Genomic DNA, 18,964 nt, shown 5'->3' on the forward strand with positions numbered 1-18,964 from the left:
CGAAGGGTTCAGGTCGCCCAAATATCCTCGCCGGAAGCATCGTCGCCGGTGGAGGCCCTTGGCCGCAGCACAAAGTCCAGCACCCGAGACTGGGGCTGGGCATGGGGCTGGGCCAGACGTTCCAACAGCATCTGGGCCGCCAGACGGCCCGCCATGCGGTAGTGCAGCTGCACGCTGGTCAGGGGGACATAGGCCACCCGCCCGGCCTCGCTGTCCCCCACAGCGGCCAGCATCAGGTCCTCCGGCACCCGGATGCCATGGCTGCGGCAGTATTGCAGGGCGCCGATGGCGATGGAATCGGTCGCACAGAACAGGCAGTCCAGATCCCCTTCCCGGGCCAGCAGACTGCCGGCCTGCTCATAGCCCGCCTCCATATTGAAAGCGGCAATGTTGGCTCGCTTGGGGCTGGGGACCAGTCCCGCTTCCTTCAGGGCATCCTCAAAGCCCCGGCGGCGGTTCAGCCCGGCGGCCAGGTCCTTCATGGTCACCCCCAAAAAGCCGGGCCTGCGCCGCCCCTTGGCCAGCATATGGGCGGTGGCGGCCCGGGCCGCCCCCCGGTCATCGTGGGACACCGAGCAGAATCCCGGGTACTCCTGGCCCAGGATCACCACCGGCAGCCGCAGGCTGGACAGGATGGTGCGGTGCTCCGGGGTAAAGATGGTTGCGATCAGGATCACGCCGTCCACCGTGTTCTGCTGCAGCAGGTTGAGCGCCGCGATCTCCTTGCTGCTGTCGTTGGCGGTATTGATCAGCAGCAGCTGGTAGCCGCTCTCCTCCAGGATGGCCGAGATTCCCTCCACCATCCGGGCGCAGCTCTCACTGGACAGCTTGGGCAGGATCACCAGCACCTGCCGGGTGCGCCGGGTGCGCAGCATCTGGGCCTGGAGGCTGGGCCGGTAACCGGTGGCCGCAGCCGCAGCCTCGATGCGGGCCCGCTTTTCCTCGCTGAGGTAGCCGCCGTTGAAATAGCGGCTGACCGCTGCCTTGGATACCCCGGCATAGGCGGCAAACTCGGTGATGTTCATGGACGGCCTCCCCTCCCTTTTGGTATCGATCTCACCTTATCTCCAGTATAGCGCGGGCAGCCGGCATAGGCAAGGGTTCGAACCGTCCAGCCCTGCCGCCCTTCAGCTGCGGCGGCTTTCCAGGGCGTACAGCCGGTACTCGCCCGCCATCACCGCGTCTTTAGGTCGCGCTCAGGTCCTCCACGGCGTCAAACAGATCCCCGGCCCGCTGGATGGCCTCGCGGCTGCCAAAGGTGCAGCGGACGCCCCGGGCCATCTGCCCGGCCAGGCTGCCGGCCTGCTGCCGCAGCCACTCTGCGGTGACGCCGCACATGGCGGCCCGGTCGGCAGCGGCGATCGGACCGGTGACCCCGCAGAAATACCGGCGGTCCGCCTCCAGTGCCTGCTGGCGGGGCTTGCGGGGCGAATCCACCTGGGCGACCGTGCCCACGATGCACTCACTCAGGCTCTCGGGGGTGTACTCTTTGGCGGCCAGGACTGCCGGCCCCTGGGCAAACTTCCGGTAGCTGCCTGCGGCATGGGGGTCGCGGTAGGTGTAGATCAGTTCAAATTCCGCCCGGCTGAGCATACCGGCCCCATAGGCGCCGCCCTGCTCCCGGATGGCCTGCCACAGATATTCATAGCTCATCACCCGGCTCAGCACCTTGCGGGCGGCGTCACCGTTCATCGGCCAGGCCAGTACGTCATAGTTCACCCCGCCCTGGATCAGGAACGCCTCGTTCCGGGCCTGGGGCAGCGGTTCATGGTAAGGCCGGGCCGGGGCGCGGCCCTGGCCGGCAAAGACGCTGCCGGGCAGCAGCTCCCGCAGCCGCTGGCAGGCGGCGGCGCTGCCATGGCAGCAGACCGTCAGGCTGCAGCGGCGCAGCAGCTTGTTCCGCACCGCCTCCAGTCGGGCCAGCAGGGCCGGCCAGTCCCGCTGCTCCAGCAGCCTGCACACAAAGCGGTACATATCCACGCCGCCGGTCCGCTCCGCCAAAGCAATATCCACCGAAAAGCTGCGGCCGGCCCGCAGGATGGCATAATCGTGCCCGCTCTGGATGAAATCGTGCTCGAAATCCAGCTTGAGCTGCTCCAAGGTCCGGGCGAGGGCCGTCTCGGCCTGGGCCCCCTCCAGTCTGGTGTCGTACAGCAGTTCGCCCAGCAGCTCCACCGCCTTGTCCAGGTTGCGCTCCAGCAGGCTGGCCCGCGCCTCGAATTTCGCGATGCAGGGCTTCTCCGCCTGGCGTCCCACCCAGTGGTCGATGGTCACAAAGCTCTCGCCCAGCCAGGTGTTCCGCAGGGTGGTCAGCTGGATGGCCGTGTGGCTGCCGCTGTCCAGCTCACCCAGCAGGCTGAGCAGCAGGGCGGCATCGCTGACCTCCTCGGGGTCCAGGGCGCCCATATCGTAATAGAAGTTCAGATACAGGCTGCCCGCCGTGGGCCGGGTGACCAAAGTCAGACCGGCCAGCTGTTCTTCCTCCGCATCCGGGAAGTGGAGCGGTTCGGCCAGGTCGGCCACCGTCAGGGGGTGGTCCAGCTGCAGCTTGCCTTCCTGCCGGGCCGAGGGCCCGTCCTCCGGCTGGGGCTTCTGGGGAACCAGGGTGACTTCAACCGGGTCGGCCTCCAGCAGCTGGGCCAGCAGGCCGGTATACCAGTCGGTGCCCACCTTCTCCCGCAGGAACGCAAAGATCTCCTCCACCCGCAGGTCCGCCATGGGGTCTCCTGTGTGCAGCCAGCCGGTCACCGCCTCAATGGCGGCCATCACGCCGTCGGGCAGATTGCCCGGGCGCTCGGTCACCTGGAACTCCAGGCTATTGATGGAGGCGGTCAGAAGCTCCTGGGGGATGCCCTCGGCGCAGATCTTTTCCACCCCGGCCCTGACTGCCGGTGCAAAACGGGCCGCCCGCTCCTGGTCGGTCCCCTTGAGCAGCAGCTCGATCACCGGCTGCTGCACCGAACTGTCAAAGACCACCTGGATATCGGTCCCCAGGCCCTGCTCCAGCAGGTACTTTTTCAGGGGGGACTGGTTGGTGGACAGCAGGGCGTCCAGCAGGATGCTGACGGCCGTCTGCTTTTCCTGCTCCTCAAAACGGCCGGTGTACCAGCCCAGAGCGCACTCCACCGGCACCGTGCCGGGGGTGTCGGTGTAGTAGGGCACCAGCCGCCGGACCCCTGTCTGAGGGACCTGCAGGGGGGTGCGGGGCCGGGGCCCGCTCCGGGGTATTTTGCTCAGATAGTGCTGGTCCAGAAAAGCCAGCTTGTCCGCCATGTCCATCCGGCCATACAGGGTGATGCAGCAGTTATCGGGGCGGTAATGGCGGCGGTAGATCTTGACGTACTGCTCATAGGTCAGCCCCGGGATGGCGGCAGGGTCGCCCCCCGACACAAAGCCGTAGCCGTTGTCCGGGAAAAGGGCCGCGTCCATGGCCGCATCCAGCCGGGCCTCGGGGGAGGCCAGAGCCCCCTGCATCTCGTTGTAGACCACCCCGCTGAAGGAGCCGTCCTCCTCCCGGTGCCAGCCTTCCTGCTCAAAGACGCTGCGCTCCTTCATCGCCAGGGGGCAGAACACCGCGTTGAGGTAGACGTCCATCAGGTTGCGGAAGTCGGCCTCATTGGGGGTGGCAAAGGGGTATACCGTCTTGTCCCCAAAGGTCATGGCGTTGAGGAACGATGCCATGCTGCTCTTGACCAGCTGCAGGAAGGGCGATGTGACCGGGTATTTCTCCGATCCTGCCAGCACCGAGTGCTCCAGGATATGGAACACGCCCGTATCGTCGCTGGGGAAGGTGCCGAACCCGATGCCGAAGGTTTTGTTCTCGTCCTGGTTCTCGATCACCAGCACGGCGGCGCCGCTCACATCGTGGGTCAGGGTGGTGGCCGTCCCGTGGAAAAGTTCGCTCTGCTCGGTCTTTATGGTGGTATAGCCGGGCCACTGCCGGCCCGAAAGGCTGTTGGGTTCCTTCATGGCTTTTTCTCCTTGTGTTTTTTCTTTATTGTATCATTCCCGGCCGGGAAAGGCAATCGCCCCGTTTTTCGCCCCATTTCCTGCCTGCAAAGGGGCCATTTCTCTCAAAATAGTGCATCTTGCACAAATACGCAGACGTAATTTCGGCGTCTTTAAACAGGAGGACCATTAAAATGTAGGGATACAGCACAAAATATTTCTAATTTCTTTTTCCGCATTGTGATATACTACGTTACACGGTAACCAATATTCCGCAGCTTTGTACAGTTGTGACTGTGCAAAGTGACGCAATCCACCCGGGCTGTCCCACACAGGGCAGGCGGTACCCTGCCGGCAGCCCCCAGCCAACAAAGGAGTAATCATTTATGGCAAACACCGGAACCACGGCCGTGCGTCCCTTTGGTATGAGGGACAAACTCGGCTACATGTTCGGTGATTTCGGCAACGACTTCACCTTCATGCTATCCTCCAGCTTTATGATGGTGTTCTACACCGATATCATGGGCGTGCCCGCAGCCATCGTCGGCCTGCTGATGATGGTGGCCCGCTTTGTGGACGCCTTCACCGATGTGGCCATGGGCCAGATCGTAGACCGCGCCAAGCCCACCAAGGACGGCCGTTTCCGTCCCTGGATCAAGCGGATGTGCGGACCGGTGGCCATCGCCTCGTTCCTGATCTACCAGTCCGAGTTCGCCGGTATGCCCATGGCCTTCAAGGTGGTGTGGATGTTCGTCACCTACCTGCTGTGGGGTTCCATTTTCTACACCTCCATCAACATCCCCTACGGCTCGATGGCTTCCGCCATTTCGCCCGAGGCCAACGACCGCACCCAGCTGTCCACCTTCCGCAGCATCGGCGCCACCCTGGCCAACCTGGTCATCGGCACCGCCACCCCGCTGCTGGCCTATGAGACCGTCAACGGCACCCCCGTCCTGAGCGGCAGCCGTATGCTGGTCATGGCAGGCCTGTTCAGCGTCTGCGCCATCGTCTGCTATCTGCTGTGCTTCAACCTGACCACCGAGCGTGTCGTCATCCCCGCCAAGACCGAGAAGTTCGAGCCCGTGGTCCTGCTCAAGCGCATCTTCACCAGCCGTTCCCTGCTGGGCATCATCCTGGCGGCCCTGTGCCTGCTGCTGACCATGCTCACCATGACCGGCATGAACCCCTACATCTTCCCCTACTACTTCAAGAACACCGCCGCACAGTCTGCGGTCGCCATGTGCTCCTCCATCGCCTCCCTGGTGGTGGTCGCTCCCCTGGCCACCATGCTGGCTTCCAAGATCGGCAAAAAGGAGACTGCCATCGCCGGCTCCCTGTTCGGCGCCATCGTCTATCTGATCTGCTTCATCCTCCATCCTGAAAGCGGCTGGGTCTACCTGGGCTTCTACACCGTGGCTTATGCCGGCCTGGGCCTGTTCAACACCATCGTCTGGGCTATGATCACCGACGTCATCGACGACAGCGAAGTCAAGAATGGCATCCGCGAGGACGGCACCATCTACTCGGTGTACTCCTTCGCCCGGAAACTGGGCCAGGCTTTCTCCGCCGGTCTGGTGGGCGCTCTGCTGAGCATCATCGGTTACTCCACCGCCACCCAGCAGGACCCCAACGTCCTGAACGGCATCTACACCATCGCCTGCATGGCTCCCATCATCGGCTTTGCCGTCATCGCCCTCGTGCTGTGGTTCGTCTACCCGCTGAGCAAAAAGCGTGTGGATCAGAACGTCGAGACTCTGAAGGCCCGCCGCGCAGGCAAGTAAACCGCCAGCTCATGTTCCTCTCCTGATCGAGAGTAACTCCAAACCTCCTAGCCATAAAACCAGAGGGGCCCCCGGCTGCAAAGCCGGGGGCTTTTCTGCTTCTTCCGCGCCGTTTTTGAACCCACCGGAAACTTTTTGTGAAAACGCTTGCCAATCCTCTCCCGGGCCGCTATACTGATAGACTGAACGTCAAAAAACAGGAGAAACGATTGTGAGGCCCAAAGTCATCGCACACCGGGGCGCATCCCACCTCGCGCCCGAAAATACATTGACCGCCTTCCGGCTGGCCGCCAGCCTGGGGGTGGACGGCATCGAATTTGATACCCTGCTGACCGCAGACGGTCATCTGGTGGTCCATCACGAATACATCACCGACCTGCACGCCGACCAGAAAAAGGTCATCCCCTGGTGTACCCTGGAGCAGCTGCGCGCCCTGGATTTCGGCAGCTGGAAGGACCCCCGTTTCGCCGGGGAAAAGATCCCCACCTTTGCCGAGGCTCTGGAGGCCTGCAGCACGGTGGAGACCATCCAGGTGGAGTTCAAGTCCCCTCTGGGAGCCAACAACACCACTGATCAGGACGCCTTTGCGGAGCTGATCCTGGAGGAGGTGGAAAGCTCCGGCCTGGCGGACAAGATCGTGGTCACCTCGTTCAACCACGGCATCCTGAGCCGTGTGAAAAAGCTGTCTCCCTGCCAGCGGGTGGGGGTGCTGACACTCAACTCCCTGGACAGCTACCTGTTCCCCCCGCCGGCCCTGCTGCAGGCCATCGGGCTGGAAAACAGCATGGAAGCCGGCCTGCCCGGGGAGGCGGAAGCCACCCAGGCCCTGATGGCCCTCTCCCAGGGACAGCCCCTGGACGAGGAGAACATCACCGCCCGCTGGGTGATGGACCGCATCTGGGCCCTTACCTCCGACCACCCCGGCGAGAACCTGTTCCAGCTGCTGCTGAGTCTGCTGGCCCAGCACGACCTGCCCGCCTACCTGGCCGGCCTGGACTTTGTTCCCGAGGTGGTCAGCTGCCAGTACAACACCTGCTTCCGGGACCGGGACCTTGTGCAGCGGGTGCAGGCCATGGGGATGGAGGCCGCCCCCTGGCCGGTGGACAGCAAGCTGGATCTGCAGAGCATCCTGGATATGCAGCCGGTCTCCATCGTCACCAACCGCCCCGAGCGGCTGCTGCATATGCTGGACCCCGCCTATACCCTTCCTCCCGAGGCCCAGGCCATCCTGGCATGAACCTTTCCCAGCGCTCCCGCGCCCGCCCCAGCCGGCGGTCCGGGGGCGCTTTTTGCGCACCAAATTGTCACCATTTTGCCCTTGACAAAGGAGCTTTGGCGCTCGATAATAGTTTTGTATCGAATTGTTCTTGTCCAGACAGTCCAGGGTGTAAATTGTTCAGCACCCTGCCGACCGGCAAGACAGCCAGCGCAAAGGAGTGCTTCTGTTATGTCCATCAATCCCACACACCTTTCTCCCGACGTCGAGCAGGCTCTGCTGAGCAGACCCGTCAAAGACCTGCCCCAGGTCATCCCGGCCCAGATGCGCCGGGTCAACAACCTCATCTCCCGCCGGGTGAATTATTACAGCCGTCTGAACGGGGTGGAGGATGTTACCGCCATGCACGGGTGGATCCTCGCCTATCTTTACAACTGCCGGGACCGGGAGGTCTTTCAGCGGGATATCGAGCGGGCCTTCTCCATCACCCGCTCCACCGTCACCAACATCCTGCAGCTGATGGAAAAGAAGGGCTATATCCGCCGCATGAGCGTCCCCCAGGACGCCCGCCTCAAGCGCCTGGTCCTCACCGACGCCGGCGCCCTGGCCCACCAGCAGATCATGCTCAGCCTGCGCCAGACCGACCAGTATATCTCCGGCCTGCTGACCGAGGAGGAGAACGCAGAGCTGCTGCGGCTGCTCAACAAACTGCGCGCCGGTCTGGAATAATCCAACGCTGAAATTTCTATGAACAAAATCTGAAACCTTGCCCATACAGGTTGACATCGAACATTTTTTTGGATAGAATGTTCGACGTTGAACAAATTTGTACGCAACCCAACAATAAGAGCTGCGCGTATCCAAAAGCCCAAAGCGCCGACCCCTTTGCCCAAGCGTTCCCATACCCCGCGGCCGGTGCGTTTGCCGGCAGGCAGACCGGGCCGGAAGGCTTCCCGATACGCCATAGGAGGTATGACCCATGATCAAAAAGCTGGCCTCCCATCTCGGCGAGTACAAGCGCGCCGCGATCATCACGCCGCTTCTGTCGGCGCTGGAAGCCATCATGGACGTCCTTCTCCCGCTGCTGATGTCCTACATCATCGACCAGGGCATCGAAAAGGGAGATATGGACGCCGTCATCAAGTATGGCCTGCTCACCTTCCTGGTGGCGGCCATCGCTCTGGTTCTGGGCCTGTCCGCCGGCCGCTTTGCCGCCAAGGCATCCGCCGGCTACGCAGGCAACCTGCGCGACGCCATGTTTGAGCGCATCCAGCACTATTCCTTCACCAACATCGACAAGTTCTCCACGGCGGGCCTGGTCACCCGTATGACCACCGACGTCACCAACGTGCAGAACGCCTTCCAGATGCTGATGCGGATGTGCGTGCGCGCTCCGGTGCATCTGGTCTTTGCCCTCATCATGTCGGTGATGATCAACCCGCATCTCACCGGCATCTTCCTGGTGGCCATGCTCTTTCTGCTGGTGGTGCTGGGCTGCATCATGCTGCCCACCACCAAGATCTTCGACCGGGTGTTCCGCAACTACGACAACCTGAACGCCTCGGTGCAGGAGAACGTCACCGCCATCCGGGTGGTCAAGAGTTTCGTGCGCGAAAAGCATGAGGACGACAAGTACACCAGGGCCTGCCAGGACCTGTACAACCAGTTCGTCAAGGCGGAAAGCCGCCTCAGCTTCAACAACCCCTCCATGCTGGTGGCCATCTACGGCTGCAACCTGGCCCTGTCCTGGTTCGGCGCCCATTTCGTGCTGGACGGCGTGATCACCACCGGCCAGCTGAACGCCCTGTTCGGCTACGTCATGAACATCCTGGCCTCCCTGATGATGCTGAGCATGGTGTTCGTCATGCTCAGTATGTCGGTGGCCTCCTGCCGCCGCATCATCGAGGTGCTGGACGAAAAGACCGACCTGCCCCCCGCCCAGAAGCCCGTGGATCAGGTGCAGGACGGCAGCGTGGAGTTCGACCACGTCACTTTCAAGTATAAGCACGGCACCGGCAGCCCGGTGCTCAGCGATATCACCTTCCGCATCCGGCCCGGTGAGACGCTGGGCGTCATCGGCGGCACCGGCAGCGCCAAATCCAGCCTGGTGCAACTGATCCCCCGGCTGTACGACGTGGACAGCGGCGCCGTCCGGGTGGGCGGCGTGGATGTGCGCGACTACAACCTGGATGTGCTGCGCCAGGAGGTCTCGATGGTGCTGCAAAAGAACGTCCTGTTCTCAGGCACCATCCTGGACAACCTGCGCTGGGGCGATGAGAACGCCACCGAGGAGGAGTGCATGGAAGCCTGCCGCCTGGCCTGCGCCGACGAGTTCATCCAGCGCTTCCCCGACAAGTACAATACATGGATCGAGCAGGGCGGCACCAACGTCTCGGGCGGCCAGAAACAGCGTCTGTGCATCGCCCGCGCCCTCCTGCGCAAACCCAAGATCCTGATCCTGGACGATTCCACCAGCGCGGTGGACACCGCCACCGACGCCAAGATCCGCCAGGCCTTCCGGGAAAAGCTGCCCGGCACCACCCGCATCATCATCGCCCAGCGCATTTCTTCTGTGCAGGACGCTGACCGCATCCTGGTGCTGGACAACGGCCGGATCGACGGCCTGGGCACCCATGAGGAGCTGCTCGCCACCAACAAGATCTATCAGGAGGTCTACAACAGCCAGACCCAGGGCGGCGGCGACTTCGACAAGCAGGGAGGTGAAGACTGATGGCTGAACAGAACGTGAGAACCATCCATGGCCCCGGCCGCCGCGGCGGTATGGGCCCCCGGCCCAAGGTGGCCAACCCCGGCAAGCTGCTCAAGCGAGTCCTGGGTGAGGTGCTGCGGCACTACACCCCCCACTGCATCGTGGTGCTGATCTGCATTTTCCTCAGCGCCTTTGCCAATGTGCAGGCCAGCCTGTTTTTGCAGACCCTCATCGACGACTACATCGCGCCCATGCTCCAGCAGCAGGACCCCAACTTCGGCCCCCTGATCGGCGCCCTGGCACGGATCGGCTGCATCTATCTGGTAGGCATCCTGGCCGCCTGGGGCAACGCCCGCATCATGGTCAATGTGACCCAGGGCACCATGCGGAACATCCGCATCGAGCTGTTCACCCACATGGAGAGCCTGCCCATCAGCTACTTTGACACCCACCCCCACGGCGACATCATGTCGGTGTACACCAACGACGTGGATACCCTTCGCCAGATGATCAGCCAGAGCATCCCCCAGCTGGTGTCCAGCGTCATCACCATCCTGTCGGTGTTCGTCAGCATGTGTATCCTGGATATCCCCATGACCGTCCTGACCATCTGCATGGTGGCCCTGATGCTGTTCTGCTCCAAAAAGATCAGCGCCCAAAGCGGCAAGTACTTCATCTCCCAGCAGCGGGACCTGGGCGCCGTCAACGGCTACATCGAGGAGATGCTCCAGGGCCAGAAGGTGGTCAAAGTCTTTACCCATGAGGAAAAGACCCTGCAGGGCTTCCGCGAGCTGAACGGCAAGCTGAAGGAAAGCTCCATCCGGGCCAACGGCTACGCCAACATCATGATGCCCGTCAACGCCCAGCTGGGCAACGTCAGCTACGCTTTGTGCGCCCTTCTGGGCGCGGCCCTGGCGGTCAACGGCATCGGCGGGGTCACCCTGGGCACCGTCATGGCCTTCCTGGCCCTGAACAAGAGCTTCAATATGCCCATCAGCCAGGTGTCCATGCAGGCCAACAGCGTCATCATGGCGCTGGCCGGCGCCGAGCGCATCTACGCCATGATGGACGCCCCCAGCGAGACCGACGACGGCTACGTCACCCTGGTCAACGCCAAATACGACAAGGACAACAACCTGGTGGAGAGCGACTCCCGCACCGGCATCTGGGCCTGGAAGCACCCCCACCACGACGGCACTCTGACCTACACCAAGCTGGAGGGCGACATCCGCTTCTTTGACGTGGACTTCGGCTACAATCCCGAAAAGACCGTCCTCCACGACATCAACCTCTACGGCCTGCCCGGCCAGAAGATCGCCTTTGTGGGCTCCACCGGCGCCGGCAAGACCACCATCACCAACCTGATCAACCGCTTCTACGACATCCAGGACGGCAAGATCCGCTACGACGGCATCAACATCCGCAAGATCAAGAAGTCGGACCTGCGGGCCAGCCTGGGCATCGTGCTGCAGGATACCCACCTGTTCACCGGCACCGTCATGGACAACATCCGCTATGGACGCCTGGACGCCACCGACGAGGAGTGCGTGGTGGCCGCCAAGCTGGCCAACGCCGACGGCTTCATCCGCCGCCTGCCCGACGGCTACAACACCATGCTGACCGGCGACGGCGCCAACCTCAGCCAGGGCCAGCGGCAGCTGCTGGCCATCGCCCGGGCGGCCGTGGCCGACCCGCCGGTGCTGATCCTGGACGAAGCCACCAGCTCCATCGACACCCGCACCGAGGCGCTGGTGCAGGCGGGCATGGACGGCCTGATGTATGGCCGCACCACCTTTGTCATCGCCCACCGGCTGTCCACCGTGCGCAACGCCGACTGCATCATCGTGCTGGAACAGGGCCGCATCATCGAGCGCGGCAGCCACGACGAGCTGATCGCCAAGAAAGGCAAATACTACCAGCTGTACACCGGCAACCTGGCCGAGTGACCGCCGGATAACCCCCTTTTCCCCGCCCCCGTCTTTCGTTGGGGCGGGGTTTTTATTCTTTTTCGTGAAAAACCGATTTTTTCTCTTTAAACCTGCGCTCTTTTATTGTACAATAGAAAGTAAGACTGTGAAGGCGGCGCAAGGCTGCCTGGAAGAAGGAGAAACGCTTTTCTATGGCGAAACCGAATATCAAGGTGCTGGCACTGGATCTGGACGGCACCCTCACCAACGACGACAAGCAGATCACCCCCCGCACCCGCGCCGCCCTGGACCAGGCCCTGGCCAAAGGGGTGATGGTGGTGCTGGCTTCCGGCCGCCCCACCGAGGGGGTCACCCCTGTGGCGCGGGATCTTGCCCTGGGCCAGAACGGCCGGGCGGGGGCCATCCTCTCGTACAACGGCGGTGCCATCGTGGACTGCGGCCCCGGGGCCCGCATCCTGTGGCAGCAGGTGCTGCCGGCCCCCATGGTGCCCGCCCTGTGCAGCTTTGCGGCGCAGCAGAACGTGGCCATCGTCACATACAGCCCGGAGGGCATCGTCACCGAGCGTCCCCAGGACCCCTGGGCCATGCGGGAGGGCTTCACCAACAAGCTGCCCATGGTCGGCGTGCCCGACCTGCCCGCCTACGTCAATTACCCGGTCAACAAAATGCTCATCACCCTCGACCCCATCCGGCTGCGGCCGGTGCTGCAGGCCGGCCTGGACCGCTTTGCCGGGCAGATCGACCTGTACCCCTCCAGCCCCTTCTTCATTGAGGCGGTGCCTCTGGGGGTGGCCAAGGACCGCAGCCTGGCGGCCCTGCTGGACCGGATGGGCCTGACCCGGGACAACCTGATGGCCTGCGGCGACGGGATGAACGACCGCTCGATGATCCACTACGCCGGCGTGGGCGTGGCCATGGCCAATGCCGAAGGCCCCGTCAAGGCACAGGCGGACTATATCACGGCAGCGGACAACAACCACGACGGCGTCGCAGAAGCCATCGAGCGCTTTATTTTATAAGAATGGGGAATCATACGATCATGCCTCAGCGAAATTTGGTCATTTTTGATTTGGAATGGAACATCGGCTACCATCCCTATACCTTCAACTACCACGGGGTGGAGCAGACTTTGCGGGGGGAGATCATCGAGATCGGCGCCGCTAGGGTGGATGAGGCGGGCAACGTCCTGGACACCTTCTCGATCCATCTGCGGCCCCGCATCTTCCGCAAACTGCAGCACCACATCGCCAAGGTCACCGGCCTGACCCAGGCCGACCTGGACCGGGGCGAGCCCATCCTGCAGGGGCTGCGCCGGTTCATGAAGTGGTGCGGTCCCGACGCTGAATTTGCCGAGTGGGGTCTGGATGACGTGCCGGTGCTCAAGCAGAACCTCTTTTTATGCAACCTGGACGAGAGCCGCCCCACCGTCTGGTACAACCTGCAGCAGATCTTTCTCAGCCAATACCCCCGCAAGGAGGGGGACGGCCTCACGTTGGAGAGCGTGGTCACCCGGCTGGGGCTGCCCACCGAGCGCCCCTTCCACGACGCGCTGTCCGACGCCCTGTACACCGCCGATATCTGCCGCTGCATCGACCTGGAGCGCGGCCTGGCCGAGTATCCCACCGAGGCCGAATCGCTGCGCCAGAGCCTCTGCCCCGAGCCCGGCGACTACCGGGATTTCCGCCTGTGGGAGGGCAACGTGGAGCAGTTTGCCTGGCGCAACGACCCCCGCATCCTCAGCGCGGCCTGCCCGGTGTGCGGCGCCGCCCTTGTCCCCGATGATATCTGGCTGAAAAAGGGCAGCAACAGCTGGTATACCCTGGCCCAGTGCCCCTGCTGCGCCGGCACCGACAGCGAAGCCGGCCAGGGGGTCTTTCAGCGGTACAAGCTGGCCCGCCGGGACGGCCTGCACTGGACCTATGCCCGGTGCCTCCAGATGCCCACACCCGACCTGCTGGCCCGCTGGCACAAGCAGCGCCGCCAGCAGCTGGAACGGCTGCACGCCGCCGAGGCCCGCGCCGCTGCCGCCAAAGAGGAGGGCTGAGCCCCGCCGCTTTTTGACCCTTCCACCCACAACTTGACAGATCGTTCACCGCTTTGTCATAATGGGAGGGTATACTATAATCTAGATCCGGAAGATCCAAAGCGGTCTTTGTTCCGGACAAGACCCGAAACCATCCAAGTACGATAGGAGGACGGCGCATGGAAGACATGCTTCAGTATTGGAGCACTCAGATCACATCCCTGGATTTCTGGAAGAACCTGCTGGACAGCTTTGAGGGGCTCGGACCCCTGGTGCCGGTCCTGCTGGCCATGGTGGAATCCTTTGTGCCGCCCCTGCCCCTCATCGCCATCGTGGCGCTCAACGTGGCCGCCCACGGCCCTGTGATGGGTTTTCTGTACAGCTGGTGCGGCGTGGTGGTGGGAGGCGCCATCATGTTCACCTTCTGGCGCAGGGTGGTCAAGCGGTTTTTCTGGCGGTTCGCCAGCCGCTTCGAGCTGTTCCGCAAGGCTGAAAAGTGGGTCAGCCACTGCGATGTCCCCACCCTGTTCACCCTGGCCATGCTGCCCTTCACCCCCACCTCCTTTCTGCATCTGGCCTTTGGCATCTCCGACTTTGATTCCCGCCGCTACATCCTGACTTTGCTGGCCGGCAAGGCCGTCATGATCGCCATGATGGCCCTTTTTGGCCAGTCCCTCACCAATGCGCTGGAGAATCCCCTCTACCTGGTGCTGGCCATCCTTCTGTGGGTGGGGATGTACTTTGCCTCCAAGCTCTTCTGTCAGAAACATCATCTGGACTAAAAATACACAAGGCCCGCACGGAGCATCCGTGCGGGCCTTTTTCTTTGTACTTAACCTTTGGGGCCGCCGTGGCGCAGTTCCTCGGCCGCCAGTTCCCGGTCGAGGGCCGCCTTGCGGTTATCCAGCAGCAGATCCTTGTTGTAGCGGAAGTACCGCTCACAGCCGTTCTCGGCGATGAACGCGTGGGCCGACGGGGAAACGGTCAGCTCGGTGACGAACACCACCATCTCCTGACTCTCCCCAAACGCCTGCTCCATAAAGTCGAAGGCTGCCTCCAGGGCCGCAGAAGCCTCCTCCTGTCGCTTTTCGCGGTCTGCGGCCAGGGTCTCAAAGTACCCCCGCAGCAGGTCGAAGGCCTCCTGGGTGCCCGCAGCGTGGGCCCGGCGCAAACGTCCTGCCCAGTCCCGCAGGGCGGCCGCCACCCCCAGACGGCGGGCCAGCCCCTCTTTGTCCAGGGCGCCGGCCGTGCGCTGGCGGGCCGTCTCAGCCTCATAGTCCCCGATCTGCTGTTGGAGCAGGTCCTCCGGATCGGTGGGCTCGGGGTCGGGCAGGGCGGCCAGATCCTGCTTGAGCTGCCGCAGCAGGGCATAGCAGGTGTCGGCCACATCGTTCTCCCGGCAGGAATCCCCAAACCGCGCTTTCAGCCCCGCCAGCAGCAGGCTGACCAGGGACAGCCGCTCGTCAAAGGGAGCCTGCAACAGCCGTGCAAAAGCCTCCGGCCGGGGCCGCCCGGCCAGGATCTCCTCGACCCCGTAGTTGTCCCGGTACTTATAGTACAGGTCCAGGTAAGAGGCAAAGTCCTCCGCAATGGTCCTGTGCTGCAGATACTGGCGGATGACTTCCTCATCGGCCTGCATCCCCAGCTTTTCGTAGGTGTCCAGCAGATTGGACAGATCCTCCCAGCCCCGGGCCGTGACGAACTGGGCGCCCTCCACGTCGGCGTTGATCTGATAGAAATTCTGGGGGTGCAGCTCCAGATAGCTGAGGATGGCCCCATGGACCCCCACCTTGCGGGCATATTCCCGCCAGGCGGGCAGGTCGGGCTGAATGTCCATCCGGCGCACCCGGTCCAGGGTGACGATGTCAAAATCCCGGACCGACTTGTTGTATTCGGGGGGATTGCCCGCCGCCACGATGACCCACCCCGCCGGCACGGCCTGGTTGCCAAAGGTCTTGCACTGCAAAAATTGCAGCATAGTGGGGGCCAGCGTCTCGGACACGCAGTTGATCTCGTCGATGAACAGGATGCCCTCCTGCAGGCCGGTGGCCTCCATCTTCTCATAGATCGAGGCGATGATCTCGCTCATGGTATACTCGGTCACCGACACGTCCCGGTCCCCGTAGTGCTTCTGCCGGATGAAGGGCAGACCCACGGCGCTCTGGCGGGTGTGGTGGGTGATGGTATAGGCCACCAGCGCCACCCCGCACTCCCGGGCGGCCTGCTCCATGATCTGGGTCTTGCCGATGCCCGGAGGGCCCATCAGCAGGATGGGCCGCTGACGCACCGCCGGGATGGCGTATTCCCCCAGGGCATCCTTGGCCAGATAGGCCCGCACCGTGCGTTCGATCTCTTCCTTTGCACGTTTGATATTCATAGGCTCTCTCCTCACGAATTGTTCAGATCCCGATAGAGGTCCTGTTCCTCCTCCAGGGCGGCGGCCAGCCCCTGCGCAGGGGCTGCTTCGGGCCCGGCGAACTCCTCCTCATCCAGCACCACCTTCATGGCCCAGGGAGGCACGCCCGCGTCGTCGAACCGGTCCCCCAAAAAGAGGAAGGCCGCGTCGTAGGGGGGCCGCCGGGCGGGATAGGTCCCCATGCCATCGGTGAAATACAGCAGCCCCCGCAGGTTGTGGAACTTCTTCTCCTCGCACAGCCTGGTCACATAGTCGAAGGCGGGGCGGAAATCGGTGCCGCCGCCCCCCGCCAGCTCAAAGCGATCCATCAGGTCGATCAGTTCCTCCTCGGTGGTGACCAGGTGGTCCCGCTGGACCTTGTTGTCTGCCTGGATGATGTGCAGGTTCATCCGGCGGAAGAAACTCTCCCGCTGCTTGAGCATGGCGTATGTCTCGGACAAAAAGCTGCGCACCAGGGCCCCCGAGGTGGAATAACTGGTGTCGATCACCAGGGCGATCTCCTCGATCTTTTTGTTCTCCCGCGTCTCCACCGGCTCGATCAGAGGCATATTGCCGTAGACCGACAGGCCGTAGGTGTAAAAGTTCAGATCGAAGGTGTCGGGGTCCAGCCGGGGTTCCTCCCGCAGCACGCAGAACCGGCGCAGGAACTCCCGGTAGCTGCTGCGGCTGCGGTTGGCTGCCTTGACCGCCTGGGCCAGGTTCCCCCCGTCCTCCCCGGCTTCCCGGTCGTGCAGCTCCAGCTGGGTCTCCATCCGGCGCCCGATCTTCTGCCAGTCCTTCTGGGCCTGGGGCTGGGGGACCGGCTGGTTGGGCCTGCCGGGCCGGGGCCACAGCCTGTGGTCGTCGGCGTAGAATTCCCGGGCCAGCTGCTTTTGCACCCCGGGGGTCTGGGCCAGCAGCCAGCGGTAGGCCGGGGCCGCCGCCGCCACATGGCCGCCCTCGGTCAGGGCTTCATAGGCCCGGCGGCGGACGTAGGTCAGGGGCCGGGTGATGCTCCTGCGCCCCAGCCCGTCGATGACGTTCTCCACCGCGATGTCACAGGCGGTGTGCCACAACACCGGGTCGCGTTTCCCCTGCATCCACAGATGGCGGAATACACAATGGAATATCGTATGCAGATACAACCGATTGAGATATTTCTGGTTCTCCCGGTAGAGCCGCAGCAGGGCGCTGGGCTGGTAGAACAGACTGACCCCGTCGGTGGCCAGCACCCCGCACCGCTCGTCGGGCACAGGGGTCAGGGCGCCCAGGGCCTGGTCCAAAAAGCGGAAGTCCAGATACAGCTCGCTGCGCAGCACCGCAAGCACCTCGCCGCCCATCCGGGCCTGCCATTCCTCCTGGGTCTCGGGCCGCGCCGACTGAAAGGGCGCGTTGAAGTCAACGGGCGCCTTGCGCGCCATGCAGATCACCTCCGTACAGGATCATCGGCTCAAATATCGTCGAATGTATAACGCCGCTTGGGCTTTGGCGGGGCAGCCCGGTACTCCGCGTCGGCCAGCAGGGCCGCCGCCTGGGCGTTGCCCGCCTGCCGGGCGCTGGCCGATGCCTGCGCCAGGGCCGGCCCGTCCAGCACCCCCAGATCCAGCAGGGCGCGCAGCCCCTCCTGGTCCTGGGCGCGGATCAGCCCGGCGGCCACCACAGCCCCCTGCCGGGCCAGGAAAGCCCGGTAGCGGCCCGCGGCCTCACCATCCAGCTGCCAGGGATACCGCAGCCGGTCCAAACAGAGCAGGGCCATATAGGCCGGGTCGTCCCCGCCGTGGCCCTGGGCAAAGACGGCGTCGTACTCGCCGCAGAGCAGCCGCCCGTCCCGGAAGCACTGGCGGTAGTGGTATCCCTGCCCCGAGAAGGTGTGCAGCAGGATGTGGGCGGGGGTCTCCTCGATGTCCTCCCAGTATTCGGGATAGCGGAACGCCCCCTGCACAGCGCCCCCTGCGCGGAACACCGCCCGCAGGTTGCTGGAGATGTTGTTCACCAGGGCAGACAGTCCGGTAGCCTCGTCGGGCGAGGCCTCCAGCACCACCTCGGCCAATTCAAAGCAGTTCAAAAAGACATCGCTGCCCACGGCCAGCGGCCCGCTCCCCACCGTGATCCGGCGCAGGGCCCTGCAGTTGTAAAAAGCGCAGCTGCCGATCTCCCGCAGGGTGCCGGGCAGGGCGACTTCCTCCAGGAAGCGTCCAGCGGCGGGGTGCAGGTCCTGCCCTTCCTCCGCCGGCACAGTCCGCAGGCTGCCGTCCCGTTCCCGGACACAGCGCAGCAGGGGGCCTTTGGGCTTGTCCCGCACCGTCTCGGCAAAGCAGTAGCCCCCCAGCCCGGCCAGCGGCAGAGGCCCTTTGGGCCCCGGCAGCGTCTGGGGCAGGCAGAGGACGGGACTGTCTCCATAGGCCCTGGCCAGGACCGCCCCGCCCGGGCCCAGGGTGTAGTCAAAGGTATCCAGCATAGGGCCCTCCATCCAAAACAAAGCGCCCCCGCAGCGTCAGTTCTGCCGCCCGGAAGCGCTCTGTGGTTTGTTTCGTCAGCCTGCGGCCGCCTGGGTCAGGCAGTCCTGCATCCCATCCAGGACAGCCTGGCTGGTATAGGTGCTGCCCGCCACCACGTCCACCCGGTCGGCCGAGCCGGCCTGGGCCAGCTCCTCCGCCAGCTGCGCGGCAGCCACGCCCCCCAGTGCGGGGGTCTCGCCCGAGGCGTCGGCCTGTACGTCCGATACCATCCCGCTGGAGATGGTCACCGTCACCGTCACCTCACTGATGTAGCCCTGCTGCACCGAGGTATACACCCCGTCGTGGAGCAGGACACTGTTCGGGTTCTCTCCTCCGGGCACGGGTCCTGAGCTGCGGATATAAAACAGCAGGCCCACCGCCATCAAAAAGGTGACGACCGCCATCAACAGAGCATTGCGCCAGATCCGTTTGGGCATAAGCGCAAAGCGCCTCCTTTCGTTTTGT

Annotated in this window: 14 protein-coding genes; 8 read left to right on the forward strand and 6 right to left on the reverse strand. The window is 63.7% G+C overall.

What is annotated here, in order from left to right; genetic code table 11:
• Positions 1 to 8: 8 nt before the first annotated feature.
• On the reverse strand, positions 9 to 1,025 hold the full coding sequence (locus tag B5E66_RS01830) for a LacI family DNA-binding transcriptional regulator (RefSeq protein WP_087228271.1): 1,017 nt from the start codon (positions 1,023 to 1,025) through the stop codon (positions 9 to 11).
• Between the two features lie 160 nt (positions 1,026 to 1,185).
• Positions 1,186 to 3,969, reverse strand: coding sequence for an insulinase family protein (locus B5E66_RS01835; RefSeq protein WP_087228272.1), 2,784 nt, complete (start codon positions 3,967 to 3,969; stop codon positions 1,186 to 1,188).
• Positions 3,970 to 4,334: 365 nt separating this feature from the next.
• Here B5E66_RS01835 and B5E66_RS01840 point away from each other — a divergent pair, with 365 nt between their 5' ends.
• The 8 genes from B5E66_RS01840 to B5E66_RS01875 all read left to right on the forward strand — a co-directional run bounded on the left by B5E66_RS01840 (position 4,335) and on the right by B5E66_RS01875 (position 14,388).
• Positions 4,335 to 5,729 carry an MFS transporter gene (locus B5E66_RS01840; protein WP_087228273.1) on the forward strand — a complete coding sequence of 465 codons (1,395 nt, stop codon included), beginning with the start codon at positions 4,335 to 4,337 and terminating at the stop codon, positions 5,727 to 5,729.
• Positions 5,730 to 5,940: 211 nt separating this feature from the next.
• Positions 5,941 to 6,966: a glycerophosphodiester phosphodiesterase gene (locus B5E66_RS01845; RefSeq protein WP_158098310.1), complete on the forward strand. Its 1,026-nt coding sequence runs from the start codon at positions 5,941 to 5,943 to the stop codon at positions 6,964 to 6,966.
• 210 nt (positions 6,967 to 7,176) lie between these two features.
• Entirely contained in the window at positions 7,177 to 7,674 is a 498-nt protein-coding gene (locus B5E66_RS01850; RefSeq protein ID WP_087228275.1) for a MarR family winged helix-turn-helix transcriptional regulator, read from the forward strand.
• Positions 7,675 to 7,924: 250 nt separating this feature from the next.
• Positions 7,925 to 9,676, forward strand: coding sequence for an ABC transporter ATP-binding protein (locus tag B5E66_RS01855; RefSeq protein WP_087228276.1), 1,752 nt, complete (start codon positions 7,925 to 7,927; stop codon positions 9,674 to 9,676).
• A complete protein-coding gene (locus tag B5E66_RS01860; RefSeq protein ID WP_087228277.1) occupies positions 9,676 to 11,601 on the forward strand; it encodes an ABC transporter ATP-binding protein in 1,926 nt (641 codons plus the stop codon). Before B5E66_RS01855 ends, B5E66_RS01860 begins: the two co-directional genes overlap by 1 nt.
• A 173-nt stretch (positions 11,602 to 11,774) precedes the next feature.
• Positions 11,775 to 12,602 (forward strand): Cof-type HAD-IIB family hydrolase, encoded by an 828-nt coding sequence (locus B5E66_RS01865; RefSeq protein ID WP_087228278.1) that lies wholly within the window; start codon positions 11,775 to 11,777, stop codon positions 12,600 to 12,602.
• Positions 12,603 to 12,622: 20 nt separating this feature from the next.
• The gene (locus B5E66_RS01870) at positions 12,623 to 13,627 is read left to right on the forward strand and encodes a 3'-5' exonuclease (RefSeq protein ID WP_087228279.1); all 1,005 of its coding nucleotides are present in this window, start codon (positions 12,623 to 12,625) and stop codon (positions 13,625 to 13,627) included.
• 158 nt (positions 13,628 to 13,785) lie between these two features.
• Positions 13,786 to 14,388 carry a TVP38/TMEM64 family protein gene (locus B5E66_RS01875; RefSeq protein WP_087228280.1) on the forward strand — a complete coding sequence of 201 codons (603 nt, stop codon included), beginning with the start codon at positions 13,786 to 13,788 and terminating at the stop codon, positions 14,386 to 14,388.
• A 50-nt stretch (positions 14,389 to 14,438) separates the two neighbouring features.
• Here B5E66_RS01875 and B5E66_RS01880 read toward each other — a convergent pair whose 3' ends face one another.
• From B5E66_RS01880 to B5E66_RS01895, 4 genes are all read right to left on the reverse strand, one after another.
• Complete coding sequence (locus tag B5E66_RS01880; RefSeq protein WP_087228281.1) at positions 14,439 to 15,983, reverse strand: AAA family ATPase; 1,545 nt, start codon at positions 15,981 to 15,983, stop codon at positions 14,439 to 14,441.
• Positions 15,984 to 15,994: 11 nt separating this feature from the next.
• Positions 15,995 to 17,422: a vWA domain-containing protein gene (locus tag B5E66_RS01885; protein ID WP_087228282.1), complete on the reverse strand. Its 1,428-nt coding sequence runs from the start codon at positions 17,420 to 17,422 to the stop codon at positions 15,995 to 15,997.
• Between the two features lie 29 nt (positions 17,423 to 17,451).
• Positions 17,452 to 18,459, reverse strand: a complete 1,008-nt coding sequence (locus B5E66_RS01890; protein ID WP_242958056.1) for a leucine-rich repeat protein — start codon at positions 18,457 to 18,459, stop codon at positions 17,452 to 17,454.
• Between the two features lie 75 nt (positions 18,460 to 18,534).
• Entirely contained in the window at positions 18,535 to 18,936 is a 402-nt protein-coding gene (locus tag B5E66_RS01895) for an FMN-binding protein (RefSeq protein WP_087228284.1), read from the reverse strand.
• Between the last annotated feature and the right edge of the window lie 28 nt (positions 18,937 to 18,964).

Source organism: Faecalibacterium sp. An121, assembly GCF_002160915.1.
GTDB classification, from domain to species: Bacteria; Bacillota; Clostridia; order Oscillospirales; family Ruminococcaceae; genus Faecalibacterium; species Faecalibacterium avium.